General features: G+C 57.1%; 11 protein-coding genes (1 of these 11 only partly in view). 4 read left to right on the forward strand and 7 right to left on the reverse strand.

Annotation, left to right across the window (positions count from 1 at the left end):
- Both GJA_RS00720 and GJA_RS00725 read left to right on the forward strand, forming a co-directional pair.
- On the forward strand, positions 1 to 3,265 hold the 3' portion of the coding sequence (locus tag GJA_RS00720) for an STY4851/ECs_5259 family protein (RefSeq protein WP_206778339.1). Its footprint begins 8 nt before the window's first position; 3,265 of the gene's 3,273 nt are visible here — the last part of the coding sequence; its start codon lies off the left edge, out of view; the stop codon is at positions 3,263 to 3,265.
- 6 nt (positions 3,266 to 3,271) lie between these two features.
- A complete protein-coding gene (locus tag GJA_RS00725) occupies positions 3,272 to 9,592 on the forward strand; it encodes a DEAD/DEAH box helicase (protein WP_038498207.1) in 6,321 nt (2,106 codons plus the stop codon).
- 79 nt (positions 9,593 to 9,671) lie between these two features.
- Here GJA_RS00725 and GJA_RS00730 read toward each other — a convergent pair whose 3' ends face one another.
- The gene (locus GJA_RS00730) at positions 9,672 to 10,091 is read right to left on the reverse strand and encodes a catalase (protein WP_051780083.1); all 420 of its coding nucleotides are present in this window, start codon (positions 10,089 to 10,091) and stop codon (positions 9,672 to 9,674) included.
- Between the two features lie 80 nt (positions 10,092 to 10,171).
- On the opposite strand from GJA_RS00730, the gene GJA_RS00735 reads away from it, so the two are divergent.
- The gene (locus GJA_RS00735) at positions 10,172 to 10,534 is read left to right on the forward strand and encodes a helix-turn-helix domain-containing protein (RefSeq protein WP_174526005.1); all 363 of its coding nucleotides are present in this window, start codon (positions 10,172 to 10,174) and stop codon (positions 10,532 to 10,534) included.
- Between the two features lie 69 nt (positions 10,535 to 10,603).
- On the opposite strand, the gene GJA_RS00740 is transcribed toward GJA_RS00735, so the two are convergent.
- From GJA_RS00740 to GJA_RS00760, 5 genes are all read right to left on the reverse strand, one after another.
- Positions 10,604 to 11,338, reverse strand: coding sequence for a polysaccharide lyase family 7 protein (locus GJA_RS00740; RefSeq protein WP_051780084.1), 735 nt, complete (start codon positions 11,336 to 11,338; stop codon positions 10,604 to 10,606).
- Positions 11,339 to 11,448: 110 nt separating this feature from the next.
- Entirely contained in the window at positions 11,449 to 11,664 is a 216-nt protein-coding gene (locus tag GJA_RS00745; RefSeq protein WP_038487658.1) for a DUF2783 domain-containing protein, read from the reverse strand.
- Between the two features lie 70 nt (positions 11,665 to 11,734).
- Positions 11,735 to 12,724, reverse strand: a complete 990-nt coding sequence (locus GJA_RS00750; protein ID WP_038487661.1) for an SLAC1 anion channel family protein — start codon at positions 12,722 to 12,724, stop codon at positions 11,735 to 11,737.
- Between the two features lie 212 nt (positions 12,725 to 12,936).
- Entirely contained in the window at positions 12,937 to 13,923 is a 987-nt protein-coding gene (locus GJA_RS00755; RefSeq protein ID WP_038487663.1) for a GlxA family transcriptional regulator, read from the reverse strand.
- Positions 13,924 to 13,956: 33 nt separating this feature from the next.
- Positions 13,957 to 15,192, reverse strand: a complete 1,236-nt coding sequence (locus GJA_RS00760) for an MFS transporter (RefSeq protein ID WP_038487666.1) — start codon at positions 15,190 to 15,192, stop codon at positions 13,957 to 13,959.
- A 144-nt stretch (positions 15,193 to 15,336) separates the two neighbouring features.
- Between GJA_RS00760 and GJA_RS00765 the strand changes: the two genes are divergently transcribed.
- Positions 15,337 to 16,269, forward strand: a complete 933-nt coding sequence (locus tag GJA_RS00765) for a LysR family transcriptional regulator (protein WP_051780088.1) — start codon at positions 15,337 to 15,339, stop codon at positions 16,267 to 16,269.
- Between the two features lie 81 nt (positions 16,270 to 16,350).
- Here the strand turns inward: GJA_RS00765 and mug are convergent, their stop codons facing one another.
- The gene (mug, locus tag GJA_RS00770) at positions 16,351 to 16,878 is read right to left on the reverse strand and encodes a G/U mismatch-specific DNA glycosylase (RefSeq protein WP_038487669.1); all 528 of its coding nucleotides are present in this window, start codon (positions 16,876 to 16,878) and stop codon (positions 16,351 to 16,353) included.
- Positions 16,879 to 16,921 lie beyond the last annotated feature (43 nt).

Genomic DNA, 16,921 nt, shown 5'->3' on the forward strand with positions numbered 1-16,921 from the left:
AGCCGCATGGTGGCAACGCGAGTACGCAGGCGGTGCTTGGAGATGGGATGACGTTATTGGTTCTTTCGGCAGTGATCCCGATAGCTGGCCCGCTCAATTTCGAACCGAATGCGTCCAGATTGGATTGCAATATTGGAGGCAGCAGATCCCAACCTCCGGCAAAAGATATTTCGGCGTTCTGGTTGAGCAAGGGGGCCTGCCACGGGTTTTGCTGGCGAAATCCAAAGGCAACATCTACGGTCTTATTCGGGCTGTTCTCAAACGAGCCGCGCGGCTAGGTGCCGAGGTTGGAGAAATAGCCGTGATGGTGGCTGATTACCAGGACAAGCTGCCTAAGAGCCTGCAGAACGATGCCGTGCATTTGCTGATTGCGCAAGTCGTCGGTACCGTGCTTGACCTCAAGCGGGAATTCAAGTTGAACAAGGGCGACAACGCGGTCGCCCGACTTGATAGTCTAGCCCCGCAATGGCGCCAACGCTTCCCTGTAGCCCTAGATGATCATGCTGCGATTGCCTTGCTAAGCGATCTCGTCGGGGACGCTGCCGCGATTGAAACCGAAACGCGCGCCGCGCCAGTGGTTGCTGAGCGTTTACTGGTGGAAGAATCAGGCGTATACACGCTAGTTTCACGCGTGGAGTTTCCTAAACTGCTGCTGGCCGAACCTCTGGCTGGCATACTAAATATTGATGAAAGCACTTTGCCATTTCGGTTCGCAGTCGATCTCCAGTTAGATAAGCAGTACTCTGCGGCGGATGTTCGTAAGACGCTTGGAACAGGTCCTGCACGTTTTCAGTTCGCGGTCTTATGCTCGCAGTGGCGCGGAGATGCCGCATTGCGAGAGCACTTGTTATGCAGTGCGTTGCCTGGTCGCGCGTCGATCAGCATACCGGTACCAGGCGGTATGGAAATGGACGTGGCGTCGCCTTGGGTTTTTACGTCAAACGGAGAGGAATGCCGGCTGGTTGCCCAAGGTAGCGCGGGTATTCGTCAGGACTTTGCTTATTTGGTCATTGACGATACGTGGAACATTTCTAGCGAGGGCCCCGATAGTTTAGTCGAGCGTTTGGGCCGTTTCTCTAGCGACTCCCTCGCGAAATCGGTATTCAAGGTCGTTGGTGTGGCAGCTGTGTTCGACGGCATACACACATATCGAGTTCATACCGGGCAGGCTGGCGCGGAAACCGAGCGACCGGTGTGGGAGGGCCGCCGTTTGGGTTTTGCATCTTCCCCGACCCTAGCCTTTTATGGTGCCCCAAAGCTTTGTCGCTATACCCCAGATGGTGCGCGCGAGGTTGTTCCTGTTCAGCAGCTTGAATGGCGCGTTGCCGGGACTACGCGCGTTGTAAGTGCCGCAGCTGCTCGCGGACCGGTCGATGTTCTGTGGCGAGTCAATGGCGAACTTCGTCTACGCAACAGGATGGTGATCCTTGATCGCCAGCCGTTACGATTTCAATCGGGGACATCTGTGACTGAGGGATGCATTAATGTTCCGTCCGTTTGGGCAGTGGATGCAGTTACCTTGGAGGATCGAGCGCTAGCCTTACGTTGCGAACGGACTATCGACTGGTTATCGATCAATGTGGATGCAACTAATCATCCACCAGAATCACTTCGGCTTACCTTGGATTGGAAGACATGTCCGGTACCATTCTTTCTAACGGTGCCGTTTCCTGCCTCGGGTGGGCGATTTGTTGACCGAAATGACAATCGGCTTGAAGTAGACTCCACGATCACTCTCGATCAACTACTTGGTGTCCGCCTGCGCTTGTTTGATTCCAACCCGGACCATCCGGTACAACATAAACTGGTTTTCTCGTTGCGTTACACTGGCCTCGACCGCCTCGCCGCAGTCCCTTCAATTGAGCATATTCTCGAGCTAGAAGACAACCGTGCCGAAGTGCGGCTGATTGACCACCAGAGCGATATCAACTCATTGCTGAGCCATACTGACGTGCTTGACGCCGTCGTCACTGTCGCGTTGTGGGCCGGCAGGAAGCAGGCTGCTTCGCTTTTGGTTAAACGTTACGAATTCGCTTTAATTCCAGACGGGGCCAGTGTCGGGATATCACCTTCGGACCTGCCGCGCTTGCCGATCGCTGCGCTTTCAGGGATAGAGTTGTTTGCGGTTCCAATCGGATCGATGCATAAAGATCCCGGCATCCGGTTGGTGCAGCAGCAGTCAGAGGGCGTTCCGTCGGGTAGGTGGAGCCTGCCTGTAAATGCCCCCGATCATCAATGGTTGATTTATCCGGCTTCCGGTTCGAGCTACAGTTTTCGAGCCGTGATGATTGACGTCGCCCAGCCCCAGGTTACTATGCCGACCGGCTATATTCTAGCCCCGGAGTCAATCTATGATGTGTTGCAGATAAGCGATCCGATTCGACGGCGCGCGATCCTGGCGCGTCGGCTTAACACGCTAGCAGATGATTACGCCCACCCTGATTGGCAGCTCATTGAAGGGATCTGGTGCAATATTGGACACCTCACGCTACCGACTTTGGATATCTGGCGAGCCTTCGCCATGAACCCATCCGCGCTGGCTGCATTTGCATGCCGTTGCTGGGAAAGTGCTTCGCTCGACCATGTGATGTCCATGTGTTGGCGGTTCCACAGCGAACTTGGGGTACTTTGGGAAACCGTACCGCTCCGAACTTGGTACGATGCCTGCGTCAAGATCGGCATCCAATACCAAGCCTTAATGCCAATGGTGGACAGCTCTGCGAGAGCGGCCTTAATCATCGACAGGGTCGGAGAAACGCTGCGCAGCATCCGGCTACATTTCCCTGCGCTCAACACCCTTCTTGCGTTCATCTCATTCCAACACACCGGCCAGGAGGTGGAAATCGTGGCACCGCTGATGCATGCCAAGTTGCAGGACTTGAAGGCGCGGCTGTGGCATGGTCCAGATGCGGCGATCCAAACCATCGTCTTACGCAATTCGGCTGACCGACATCCTCCATCCTTACCATTGTATGGCGACCTCATCGCTAAACTGAAGCTACCTGACGCGATTGCCAGCACGGCATTCACTCTGCTCTGGGATCCAACGAACCCGAAGGCTTGTGTGGCCAACATGCCTGTGCTACTTGCGCTCTGCAGTTGCACAGGAGCGTTATGCCATTGGTGGAGCGACCCGGCGCGCTTGACGGAGCTGCGTCAATATCGAGATTTCGACCGCGACTGGTTTTCCCATGCATTCGACCAAGCCGTGGCGATGTGTATCGTGTCTGGAGCCGTGCCGGCCATCCCAATAACAACGAACTGATTGAACATGAAGCCATTTTATTATTCGAAACTATTGCCCGACATGGCAGAGCGTACTAAATACGCAACGGTAAGCCGCCTTGCCTTCAGCAATCCAGCCTTGCGCAGGTATCTGCTGAAACAATTTACTGCACCGTTCGGTCAGTCTGGTAGTTTCCTGGGCGATCCTGTCTTCGAAGCGACGTTCGGTTGGGAAGCATCCACCGCAACCATGGGTGATTTGGCTGGCAACTTACTATCGTCGGCACTGGTTGACGCTATGGATGCTCCGCCCGACGAGTTGCGTGACGATTATCGCTTCCCCAGAAGCGCAACACCTTACGTGCACCAGCTGCAAGCATGGCGTTTGCTGGCCAGCGACTTGCCGCAGTCAGTGGTGGTCACCAGTGGCACTGGTTCTGGAAAGACAGAATGCTTCATGGTTCCGATTCTCGATCGACTGTGTCGTGAGCAGCAAGCCGCTCGGCGTCCGCTGGTCGGTGTGCGCGCACTGTTTTTATATCCGCTTAACGCGCTGATTAATAGTCAACGCGACCGACTGCATGCGTGGACCCATGCCTTTGGCGATTCGCTGCGCTTTTGCCTATATAACGGCAATACCGAGCACAAGGTACCCCAACGCGAACGTGACCAAGTGCCAAACCAAGTGCTCGACCGCGAAACGCTCAGGGAGGTCCCGCCTCCAATCCTAGTGACCAACGCAACTATGCTGGAGTACATGCTAGTACGCGCCCAAGATGCGTCGATTCTTGAGAAATCTAAGGGTACGCTCGAATGGATCGTGTTGGATGAGGCGCATAGTTACATCGGTTCGCAAGCAGCAGAGCTGGCCCTGCTGTTACGGCGCGTATTGCACGGCTTTGGGGTCGACGCGAGTAAAGTTCGATTCGTCGCAACTTCGGCAACTATTGGTGATCCATCTGGCGAGGCAGGCATTAAGCTACGCACTTTTCTGGCTGATCTGGCTGGGGTGGGAGTTGAGCAAGTGCATGTAGTGGCGGGGCAGCGATCGGTGCCAGTGCTGCCGCCGGCCGATGATCGTCACCGGCAGTCTTCTTTGCAAACTTTGCAGGAATTAGCTGGCGAAACGGACAGTGGGGAGCGCCTGTTCGCCGCGCTAGCCGGCAACGATACTGCAATGAAATTGCGCAATAGGTTTGCTCAGCCGCCGGATCGTAAGCCTGTGGCGCAGCTATCTGAACTATGCGAACTCTTAATTCCGGCAGCAGTGGACACGTCAACGAAACAAACACAAAGCCTGCTGTGGCTGGACCTGCTGAGCGGCACAACACGAGTCCTGCCATCGGGACGACTCGAACCATTTCTTCCACTGCGTGCGCACTTGTTTCACCAAGTGCTTGCTGGCCTGTGGGCGTGCGCTGATTCACAGTGTCCCTGCAAGGCGAATAGTCTGCTGGATGTTCCCGAATGGCCGTTCGGTAAGATCTATATGGAGCAGCGCAAACGCTGCGAGTGCGGTGTGCCGGTGTTCGAAATCAATTCATGCAGCGAGTGTGGCGAAAGCTTTTTGCCAGCTATGCTTGGCCTCACAGAGCATGGCTACTTTTTAGAAGCAACCGATAGTGATGCCGTCGACGAATTCTCTCTCGATGTTGAGCCGAGCGACGACGAAGGCGGAGAAGATGACGTTGGAGTGGTTGTCCATGTTAGCCGAACCAAGGTCATTATCGCGAATCGGATCCTTGGTGCCACTACTGGAACTAGGGTCGATAGGCTAACGCTGCAAGTCGAACCGGATGATAGTGTGGCCTGCTTGCGTCTCGACATCCGCGATGAAGAGGCACAAAAGGACGGTCGCATGGCGCTTCGTTGTCCATGTTGTAATGAAGTCGAAAGCGCTAAGTCGCCGTTGGCACGCCGCGCCATATTGGGATCACCGTTTTTGCTAGGACAGATTATTCCTACGTTACTCGAATTTTGCGAGGACGGAGAACAACCGCTTACTAAGCCTTATCGCGGTAAGAGAATGATCACATTTACCGACAGCCGACAGGGAACCGCTCGGATTGCTGCGAAGATCCAGCAGGATTCTGAGCGGAATCGGATTCGGGGACTTGTGTTGGCTAGGGTCGCTAGCTTGGCCAATGGGCCTGAGAACCCTGTCATCAGGCAGAAACAGGAGCAGATTTCGACGCTCCAGAGTGCGCTCGTTGCAGGCCCGAATGCAGGCTTGGAAAATCTGATACGCACATTCGAAAAGGAGATTGTCGAGGCTAGCGTCTTTAAGCCTGTGGGCTTCAACGATATGGCCGAGCACCTCACTACCAACGAGCCGGACGTTAAGCGCATGTACGAGTTCTACTTGGGCTTGGACCCAGAGCTGTTTAGTGGCCCTCACGGGTTACGCGAATTCGCAAAAATGTTACTCGCTCGAGAATTTGCTCGCCGTCCGCGGCGAGTAAACAGCAGCGAAACCATGGGACTCGTGGCGGTACACTACCCCAAATTGGAAGCGATCCAAGCGAAGCCGGTTTTGGGAGGCATGTCACTTGAAGAGTGGAAGTCGTTCTTGAAAATCTCACTCGACTTCTTCGTGCGTGAAAACACCTGCATTGATTTGCCAACCTCGTGGATGAAGTGGGGAGGAAATAAGGTACCTCGTAAGTACCTACTTGGGCCACAATCTAAAGAAAAGGCCGGCCATCCTTTCCTGAAATGGCCGCAGGTATCTGGAGCCCGCCGGGACCCACGCTTGGCACGGTTGCTGGCATATGGCTTGAAGATCGATGCACGCACTCCGGACGGTCGCGATGCAATTGATTCGCTGTTACGAAATGCATGGGACGACTTGATTGGTTGCGGCATCTTGCAGGGCAGTGTGAGTGGCGGCTATTACTTGACCTTCGATGCCATTGGGTTCGTTCCAATCACTCGTGCTTGGATTTGTCCAGTAACACGGCGTATATTGGACACAACATTTCGGAGCATTACGCCGTACTTGCCGCGCGACAATCCTAGTCCCGCCACGGCGGAGTGTTATCCGATTACCCTGCCATCTTATGCCCTGCTATCGCAGAGTTTTACCTCAGAAAGCGAACGCCTGGAAGCAATCCGATCTTGGCTGATGACGGCACCGGAGATCACGACCTTTCGAGAGGAAGGCATATGGTCTGATCTAAGCGACCGTATCGTTGAGGGGGCGGCTTATTTCCGGGCAGCCGAGCATTCCGCGCAACAGCCAGCACGTCGCTTGGGGAACTACGAGCGCGACTTCAAGAACGGTTATCTAAACCTACTGAGTTGCTCGACCACCATGGAAATGGGTGTTGATATTGGTGGCATTTCAGTGGTCGCGATGAATAATGTGCCACCGCACCCGGCTAACTATTTACAACGAGCAGGTCGCGCCGGCCGCCGCAGCGAAACTAGGTCGGTAGCACTTACTGTTTGCAAGAATAACCCCCATGATCAGTCCGTATTCGACAATACGCGTTGGCCGTTTGACACTAGTTTGCCCTTGCCAGCCATTTCGTTGTCGAGTAGCGCGATAGTGCAGCGTCACGTCAATTCGATGCTACTTTCAAATTTTCTGCGTGTTAGAGCCGGTACAGGCGGAATGGACCTGAACAAACTCGATTGTGCTTGGTTCTTCCTTCCGCACGATGCAGCGCTGGTGGATCAGTTTTGCAACTGGGCCGAAAATTTCCTGGGAAAGAATAATGCGGCACTGTCAAAGGGCTTGCGCTCGCTAATTCGTAACACCTGTTTCGATGGTACTACTGCTCTCACCGGATTAACGCAGATCGCTGCGGCCGAGATGCTGCGGGTACGCAATGCATGGTACGAAGAGTACGCTAGCATAGACGCGCGAATTTCCGAGTTTTCGTCACCAGCAATGCAGAAGGAGGCTGCATGCAAGGCCCTCAGCATTCAACGTAGTCGACTAGCTTCGGAATATCTTTTGTCGGAACTGGCATCGGAAGGTTTCCTGCCGGGATATGGATTCCCGTCCCATATTGCGTCCTTCGATACGCTTAATATCGAGGAAATTAAGCGCAATAAGCAGCAGGCAGCACACCGAGAAGACAACCGTATGCGTCATCGCGATTTGCCCAGCCGCGACCTTGTCACCGCGCTACGTGAGTATGCCCCAGGTTCCGACGTGGTCATGGATGGTATGGTTTACCGGAGTGCTGGTATTACGCTCAACTGGCATGCACCTGCAGCACAGCAGCAGATTCGCGAAATCCAGAGCATCCGAACTGCTTGGCGGTGTCGATCATGTGGTGCGAACGGCACAGAGCCAAACGTCGATTCAACCCTTCACTGCGCTGAGTGCGCAAAGCCCATACCTCCAGATGGTATCCGCAAGTATCTTGAACCGGCAGGGTTTGCCGTTGACCTATATGCAGACATTCATAACGATGTGACGCATCAACAGTTTATAAAGCCGCAGTCTCCTTGGATTCACGTCTCCGCAGAGTGGACCTCGTTGCCGAACGCGCGGCTCGGACGTTTCCGTGCGAGCCCAGAGGGGGCCGCCTATTTCCATTCGTCTGGTGCGCATGACCTTGGATATGCAGTTTGCCTCAAGTGTGGCAGGGCCGAACCCATGGGGGACGACAGTTCGGCCACGACATCTTTAAAAGGTCATTTGCCCGCTATTTTTCGCCATCCACATAAGCCTTTGCGAGGTAAGCGCGGTGGTGAAAGTGCAGTTTGCTCAGGCAGTGATGAGCCGTGGTCGATTATGCCGCACCTACACTTGGGACACGAGGTGCGTACTGATGTACTTGAGCTGCAGCTTCAAACTGTAGACGGCGATTACCTGCAAGACGAAGCAGCGGCTTTCTCCTTGGCGGTTGCGATTCGCTCGGCGATTGCAGACATGCTGGGAATTCAATCTGATGAACTGGGATGTAGTACTAAGGAAGTGCGCGCAGATGGCGGGACCATTTGCCGTTCTATTTTGGTCTACGACAATAATGCAAGTGGGTATGTGAGTACCGTCAGCGACCGCATCGATGCTGTGTTGCGCAAGGCCGCGCATGCTCTGCACTGCCCCAAGTCATGCGACAGCGCGTGCCAGCATTGCCTGGATAATTACGACACCCGTTTCCAGAACGAGTTATTAAATCGGCACGCGGCGCTGGCTTTCCTTACCGAAGCTTGGATCCGTGACATGCAGCTGCCAGTTGAGTATGCGTTTTTTGGAGCAGCGAATAGTCAGGCTGAATACCAGCCGTTAGCGGAAGCAATTTGGCGTGAACTAACAGCTCCAACTAATACCGCGCTGTATCTTTACTTGCACGGTGATGTTACAGACTGGGACCTGCCGGCGTCGACTCTGCGAAGCTACCTATACCGCTGGATTGGTGTTGGTAAGCCGATTACCTTTGTGCTTTCAGAGGCGGCTCTGCAAACGATCTCAATGCCAAACCGTCAAATGCTCAATGCGTGGGCAAACCTTGAGACAGTGAGTATTGGAACCTGCAAGAAGAGCCCATTAATTGGGGCGGGTGTTTTGCTGGCGCAGATCGCTAGTTTAGGTGGAACTATATCTTGGGCGATGACGAATGAATTGGCGGGGTGTGTCGGTCCTCAGTGGGGAGCAAGCGCGGGGCAAACTTTGGTACGGGGGCTTGGAATTGAACCTGCATCTGTTAAAGAGGTTCCGGTGGGAGAACTGATGCCTGCCAACCAAGCGAACAGCTATCAACTCCAGGTCACAGATCAATGGAACGGAAGTCTACAGGGTTTTGGTGAACGCTTCTGGCGCGACCTGTTCGAAGCTTACCCAGATCTGGCATCGCCATTAAGTCGGGGAAATAATAACGTTGTCGGAGTATCGTATCGCGATCGTTATCTTAATGCGCCCCTGCCGGTTGCATTGCTGCTTGAAGTCATCAATGGTTTGAAGCGGCGTTATGAGGATCAGTGGAATCCGCAGCAGATTGTAATCGAAACAGTCTCACTAAGTACCACATCCCAGATTGCGTCGGCACCACGACCCGTCTGGATGGATTGGACCAATGAGGCACTTCGCCAAGCAGCTATTGAGGAAGCATTCGCCTATTGTGGCATGTATGAAATCGAGTTTTCGCTGATAAAAAAATATGATGCCGAGCACGCGAGGACTCTGGAAATCGAATTCCAAGATGGATCGGGAATCGTAGTTAGGCTGGACCAAGGGCTGTCCTATTGGAAGGCAAATCGAAAGGGGTCACGCGTCGGTGGCACACACGACAGAGACAACGAGTTCGATTTTTCGCTGCCTACATCACTGCAAGGAGAGAAAATCGCGGAGCTTCGTACTGAAGTCGTTTGCCCAAGCTACCCGACATTCTTATATGCAAATCTACGTTAAAGCCATGGTCGAGTGAAGGACTCTACAAAAAGCGGAGCAAGTCCGGTGAACTCATGACCATTCCCGCCGACTACCGCACTTATTGCTGACGGCGGCCGAACGATACAACGTACGAGGCTGAGCGGGCATTGACCATCGGGTCCTGCACTTCAATACTGGCAGGCAGTGCATTGGGCAGGAATAACAGACGGTGCTGCGCCTCGTTGTTGTCGGGCGCGAGTTTGGTGATGAAAAGCACGCCCAGCTCTACTGTACGGCGGCTGTCCGGCCATGCGACCGAAGGATCGTTCAGCACGTCGCCGCTTTGAGCGATCTGCAACATCAGGCGGAACTTCACGGGCGCGCGCGCCACGCGCTGGCCGATCTCCGACGCCAGGTAATCGTGCGCCATCTTGGCCGCCTCCGCATCCGTCAGATAGTGTGCGCCATCGGCTGGAACGATTTGATAGCGTCCGTAGCTGACAGCGCCTTTGGCATTGGTGAATTTGAAGGTATTCACACCAAAGTAGGGCAGGCTTCCATAATCAGGCGGCGGCGGGCAGCGAGGATAGCGCGTCAGGCGCTTATCCCGTCTTTTTAATGGGCCTGCTGGCAACGCTTGGCGAACAACTGGACCAGCGGCAGCTAGAAAAAGTCATGGTGGAAACGGGGCGCCGGCTGGCGCGGGAGAATAACATCCCATCGTCCACTGATTTCGAACAGAACCTGGCCCAGGCAATGGCGATCGTGGATGGGCTAGGCGCCAATACGGAAGCGGTGGTTGAGGAAGGTGCGGTCGTGGTGCGCAATTATAGCTGTCCCGTTGCGGGGGCCGTGCGCGCAACCCCCTGCGTCTGCAAGGCAATCGCCGCTTACTTTGCCGAGGCGACCGGACGTCCGGTCACCGAGGAGTGTTTGCGCTCAGACCGATTAATCTGCCAATATCGGATCATGGATAGCTGATCTCCATCATCCCGGTGCAACTCCGAGGCTGTGGCAGCGGATGCCGGTGACGGCATCCGCTTTTTAGCTCTACTCGCTCAAGGCCAGATGCTCCACGGCGATGCTGCCCGTGGTGCCGTCCTGCTGCTTGTCTTGCGAATACACTCCCACCTTGTAATACACCGGTGTCGATTGCCAGGCATCCGCGGCATAGCTGAATTCGTATTTCGCGTCCTCTGTCCCGCTGCGCACCTCGACGTTCAAGGTGTCGCCGCGGAAGGCCAGATTGCATTCGATACGGCTACCCAAGGCCACCCCGTGCAACAGGGGGATGCGCTGTTCCGGGTCGCCGTAATGCTTTTTCACGCCCATGACGATGTCGCCGTGGCTCCAGCGCATCTTCAGCGCTTCCGAACCGCCGCTGCGTTCGCCGTGTATCTGGGCAAAGATTAATTCCCCGGTAGCGGGCTCAGCCAGCACCCGCAGCGCGACGGACAGTTCACGCTGCTGCGTGCTGCCCGCATCGATGGTCCAGTCGCGTTCTTCCCGCAATTCCACACGGGGAAACTCGGAATTCCCGCTATGGCCAGCCCCCGAAGGCACGCGGAATGTCATCGCCCCCGTGCGCTGATCGCTAAAGAAATACGCATCCTGATAGCGGTCGATGGGGCTGATCTCGGTGAATTGCAGGTTGGCATCAAGCGTTTGCAGCCGGAAAGGCGCAAGGTCGAAATTCTGTCCTGGCGCCAGCGCGGGATCGAGCGGCCCCGCCTGTACATTGTTCATCACGAAAAACGCCGACACCAACAAGACCATTTTTTTCATCGCTGCTCCAGGCTAAGGGAACTCAGGCGGACGCCGAGTTCCCCTTATTATGCGCCATGCTGATCTGTAGCAGCCCCGCGTAGCGGCGGAGATTGATGAGCGCCGGCATCTCAGCGCGGCAGCGTCCTTTCCACATTCACCCGCGCCAGCGCAAACGCCTGCCGCAAGATCGCCAGATCGCCAATGTGATTCGACAGCAGCAAGATTAGCTGGCTGTTCAGCATGGTGCGTTGGCCCTCGTCCAGGTCGCGCTGCGAATCGCTCACCATCTCGTAAAAGTCTTCATAGTCGTCGAGATTCTGGCCCAGATTCAATGGTGTGTTCATATATCCTCTCACTTGTTGCTTGGTTTATTTTTCAATATTTCAATATTTCAATACTCCGATACGCCAATATTCAGGCGGTCAGCAAACGGCCGCTGAGCAAGGCGTACAGCGTGCGGATAAACAGTACCGCGATGGCCACCGTCAGCAGGAACAGCAACAGCGCGGCGATACAGCCCAGCACTGTGCCGCCGACCGTGCCGGAATAGATCAGCGCCGAATTGGCCAGCGCCGCCATCGGGAAGCCGATCGCCCACCACGCGGGAGAAAACGGCGCCGGTTTGACGGCCAGGCGGTAGCCGATAATCACGAACAGGAACAGCCCGAAATAGAACAGCAGCGCGGCAAACATATCCACTTTGTGCACCAGGTTGACGTAGGCGATAAAGCCAACCGAAAACGGCGCAATCAATATCATCTTGGATGGACGCATGGCCGCGGCAAGAGGTTCCTGATGCACCAGCCGCGAGAAAATCAGCACGAAGAAAACGATGGCGCTGACGCCGCCAATCGCCGCCGCCAGCAAGTTCACTTCGTGTGTCCATTGCGCCGTCAGCGATCCTCCGGCCACCACGATATCGAGACTGCCGATGCCGGCGATCAGCCAGGCCGGCACGGCGCTCGAGGCCAGCGCATTGCCGTTCAACAGCCGCGAAATCATGACCACGCTCAGTGCCAGCGTGAAAGCCGTGCCAATACTCCACACAAGCAACTGGGCGCTACTGCTGTAGCCGCTGATGACGCTCGACAGCAACAGCACGCTGATGCCCACGGTACCGAAAAAATTGCCAATGACGGGATGCGAAAACTCCTGCCTGACCAAGTCGGGATGCCTGATCAGTTTGACCAGATAAGACAGCGCCAGCACAGCGAACAGCGACAGTGCGACGATGCCGATGCCGTTCGACACGGCGATATCGACGCCATACGCTTTGTTGGCCAGCCGCCACGCCAACGCCAGGCCGGCGACGCTCATGACGGAGCCGAACAGGGCGACCGGTAAATATCGGACAGACGGTCGTGCCCGCGCCGGAATGGTGCGGCGTGCTTGAGTGGTTTCCATAGTGACTCCATTGCTTGGTTGTACAAGTTCAGCACTGCCGGACCTGAGCCGGGCTGAGGTTTGCGCGTGCTTGCCGCTGGCGATTCTGCCCCAGCGGCAACGGGCTGTGAGCGGGCCGGCGGCGGCTTGGCCCAAAAGGAATACGACTTGTCCCCAAAGCGGCCAAGCCCCGGTTTCCGCTAGCCAGCGGACATGGCTTTAAAACCATTTTTTCACTCATCCGGGTTCGCTATTGAAGCAGCATCGCCGGCCCGAAAGCGCGCCCGGTACAGCTTTGGGGTGGTACTCAATTGGCGCGCAAAAATCATCCGCATCTGTGTTGCTGTGTGGAAGCCGCAGCGGAACGCGACAGTCTTCAGTGGCACATCTGTTTCCTCCAGCAATTTGCGGGCAAAATCGATCCGCACCTGGTCGACAAAAATCGACGGCGTGACGTGAGCATGCTTGGCAAAGGCGCGCGAAAATGTGCGCCGGCTGACGCCGACCGCGTCCGCGATTTCTTCTATCGTCAAGGCGTCGCTAATGTGGTCGGTGACATACTGCAACACCTTGCTCACCAGCGAGTCTTGATTCGGACCGACCGCAAGATACGGACTGTATTGCGACTGCCCGCCGTCGCGCCGGATGTACACGATCAGCCGTTTTGCGACCTTCATCGCAAGCTCATGCCCCCAATCCTCGGCAATCAGCGCCAGGCACAGGTCGATGCCCGCCGTGACGCCGCCGCAGGTGAACAGATTCCCGTCGCGCACGAATATCTTGTCTGGCCTCACCCTGGCAGCAGGGAACTGCGCCGACAGCCGTTGTGCGTGATCCCAATGGGTGGTGATTTCGCGGCCCGCGAGCAGCCCGGCGTGCCCTAGTAAAAACACGCCGTTGCATACCGCGCCAAACCTGCCGGCACCTTGCACATGCCGCTTCAACCAGTCGATAAAGGCCGGCTCCGGCTGATATGCCGGATATGCCGGTCCGCCCGCAACCAGCAGCAAGTCACTCTCCGCCTGGAAGTCCAGGTAGTGGCAATGAACCTTGAACTCGATGCCGCTGGAGCACATCACGCTGCTTGGCCGCCCTCCGACCAGCGTGATGTCGTAGTGGTCTTTCTTGCGCAGCAAGTAATTCGCCTCCGTAAAAACGTCCAGCGGACCCGCCACGTCAAGCGCTTGCACGCCGTCCAGTACCACCAAAGTCAGCTTCATCGCATCCCTCTTGTTTTGCCAAATTATCTGCGGTTAACAGACGGTTTTCTTGTCCTGCGCCGCGTGCCCCGGGCTGCTGAAGCCGTGAATCAAGGCAGCGGCCAGCCCCAGCACCACGCCAAAGACCACGATGCCGGTCCAGCCGAAACGGCTCATCAGCCAGCCGCTGATCGTCACGCCGAGCGCGCCGCCAAAAAACGTGGCCGTCATGTATAGGCTGTTGATCCGGCCTTGCGCTTTCGGATCGACCGCGAAGGCGCGCGTCTGGTTGGATACCAGCCCCGCTTGCACCCCGATGTCGAGCACGATGACGCCGATCACCAGCAATACCAGCGAGGATTCGGCGCCGGCCAGCAGCAGGTAGGCCACCGTCACGATGCCGATGCTCAGTCCGATGACGCTGCGCGATCCGACCTTGTCGGCCGCGCGCCCGCCGAGCGACGCGGCAAACGCGCCGGCCGCGCCGATGATGCCAAAACCGCCCGCCCAGGCGCTGCCCAAGTGCCATGGTCCGCTGGCCAGCAGCGCCGCCAGGTTGACCCAGAAGGCGTTGAAACAGGCCCACAACAGCGCTTGCACCATCATCGATTGACGGATCGGGCCATGGTCGCGGACCAGCGGCCACAGCGAAGCAAGCAGCCGTCCGTAGGAAAGGTTGGTGGTCGGCACGCCGCGTGGCAGCAGCAGGGCGGCGGCGATCCACACCGGCACCATGAACGCCGCTTCCATGCCGTACACCGCGCGCCAGCCATAGGCTTCGCCGACCACGCCGCTGATGGTGCGGCCCAGCAAGATGCCGACCATGATGCCGCTGACCACCGTGCCGACCGAGCGTCCCCGTTCGCTTGGCCGCGACATGACGGCCGCGAACGGCACCAGTTGCTGCGGCACGCAGCTGACGATGCCAAGCCCAAACGACGCGCCGATCAGCGGCCAGATGCCGGGCGCGAAGGCCGCCGCCAGGGCAAAGCAGAAGGCCGCCGCGATCTGGCCCAGCACCAGCTTGCGGCGGTCGAAACGGTCGCCAAGCGGCAGCAACAGGGCAAGCCCGGTGGCGAAGCCGAGCAGCGCCGCGCCGGCGACCAGGTCGACGGTGCTCAGGTCCACCCCCAGGCCGGATGCGATCAAGGGCAAGATAGGCTGGGTGCAATAGATGTTGGTGATCACCGCGCCGGCGATGATTGCCATCATGACGATCTTGCCGCGCGAGGCTATCGCCGGCGCGTCAGCATGCTCAGGATGCTTGGGTGTAATCGGCAGTGCGCTCACGGCACTCTCCTTTCATGTGAATGTCCTCCGTATTTGCGGCGGAATGCCGCGATCGGGAGCGTAGAGTGGCAGCTTACGTGTTTGCATTTATAAAGAGAATCCCATAAGATTGGGAATCATCCTCCCATTATTTGATAGAGTATTATGAGCCGTCTCGAATCCATGTCCATTCTGGTCGCCGTGGTTGATGCCGGCAGCCTGTCGGCGGCCGCGCGCCGGCTCGGCATGCCGCTGGCGACGGTCAGCCGCAAGGTGGCGGAACTGGAATCGCATCTGAAGACGCGCTTGCTTCACCGCACCACGCGGCAACTGTCGTTGACCGAAGCCGGTAGTTCATATGTGGCCGCCTGCCGCCGCATACTTGAAGAAATCGGCGAAGCCGAGCGCGCCGCGACGGGCGAATACGCGGCGCCAAAAGGCGAACTGGTGGTGACGGCGCCGGTCGTTTTCGGGCGCTTGCACGTGGTGCCGGTGATCGCCGAATTTCTCGCGCAGTATCCGGAAATCGACATCAGCCTGGTGCTCACGGACCGCGTCGTGCATTTGATGGACGAACACGCCGACGTCGCGGTGCGCATCGGCGAATTACCCGATAGCAGCTTGATGGCGACCGGCGTCGGTGCGGTGCGCCGGGTGGTCTGCGCCAGCCCCGCCTATCTGGCCACCCACGGCGTGCCGCACAGTCCACCCGATCTGAGCGCACATCAATGCATCACCTTCGAGGTGCTCGCTTCCAAGCGCGCCTGGGTGTTTGGAACCGGCAAGTCGGAGCTGTCCGTGCCGGTTCATTCCCGGCTCGCGGTCAATACGGCGGAGGCCGCTATCGCCGCCGCGATGCTGGGCGTGGGATTGATACGGGTACTGTCCTACCAGGTCGCGGACGCCCTGCGCGAGCATGCATTGAGCGTCGTGCTGCAGCCGTTCGAAGCGGCGCCATTGCCGATCAGCCTGGTACACAAGGGACAGGCGCCGGTGCCCTTGAAGGTGCGCGCCTTCCTGGATTTCGTCACGCCGCGCCTGAGGACTCGTACGGCGACATGGCAGGGCGCTCAAGTTCGAGATTATAAGAGCGTCTAACAAAACATCCATGGCGGCGTTGCCTTGCCTTGTCGTACATTCGTACTGCCTACGGCAAGGCGCCTTGCCCTGAACGTTTTGTTAGACGCATCTAAGATGCCGATGAAGTCCGGAATAAGCATCCACCAGTTGTTCCTTGCTGAAGCTTCGATTCAGCCCGCTCGGATTCGGTAATATCCACACCCGCGCGCCGCCAAAGCGCTGCGCCTGTTCGCCCCAATTCACTTGCCGTTTCCCCGTGATGCCGGCATACGCCGCCTTGCCAAGGAAGGCGACGCAGCCTGGTTGATACAAGGCGATTTTTTCCCGCAAGACCATTCCGGCAGTCTGGAATTCTTCCGCCTGCACCTGGTCGGCGCGCTGGGTGGCGCGGCCGACAGCCGCCGTCAATCCAACGCCGAAATCCAGCACGCCGCGGTCATCTTGCGGCGCCACCAGGTGCGGCGTAAAGCCGGCCAGATGCAGCACCGGCCAAAAACGGTTGCCGCGGCCGAGAAAATGGTGGCCCGCCGCCGCCGCATCGACACCGGGGTTGATGCCGCAAAAAACAACTTTTAATCCGTGTGCGAGGATGTCGGGCAGTGCTTGCTCAGCTTCGATGGTGCTCATGTGCGTTTTTGTGCGTTCATGTGCGACACCGGCTTGGCGACGC

Origin of the sequence: Janthinobacterium agaricidamnosum NBRC 102515 = DSM 9628, from assembly GCF_000723165.1 — a bacterium.
Lineage (GTDB): Bacteria > Pseudomonadota > Gammaproteobacteria > Burkholderiales > Burkholderiaceae_D > Janthinobacterium > Janthinobacterium agaricidamnosum.

Coding starts and splice junctions, on each gene's coding strand:
- GJA_RS00725 (WP_038498207.1), top strand. CDS start 3,272: ATGAAGCCATTTTATTATTCGAAACTATTGCCCGACATGGCAGAGCGT.
- GJA_RS00735 (WP_174526005.1), top strand. CDS start 10,172: ATGGGCCTGCTGGCAACGCTTGGCGAACAACTGGACCAGCGGCAGCTA.
- GJA_RS00740 (WP_051780084.1), bottom strand. CDS start 11,338: ATGAAAAAAATGGTCTTGTTGGTGTCGGCGTTTTTCGTGATGAACAAT.
- GJA_RS00745 (WP_038487658.1), bottom strand. CDS start 11,664: ATGAACACACCATTGAATCTGGGCCAGAATCTCGACGACTATGAAGAC.
- GJA_RS00750 (WP_038487661.1), bottom strand. CDS start 12,724: ATGGAAACCACTCAAGCACGCCGCACCATTCCGGCGCGGGCACGACCG.
- GJA_RS00755 (WP_038487663.1), bottom strand. CDS start 13,923: ATGAAGCTGACTTTGGTGGTACTGGACGGCGTGCAAGCGCTTGACGTG.
- GJA_RS00765 (WP_051780088.1), top strand. CDS start 15,337: ATGAGCCGTCTCGAATCCATGTCCATTCTGGTCGCCGTGGTTGATGCC.
- mug (WP_038487669.1), bottom strand. CDS start 16,878: ATGAGCACCATCGAAGCTGAGCAAGCACTGCCCGACATCCTCGCACAC.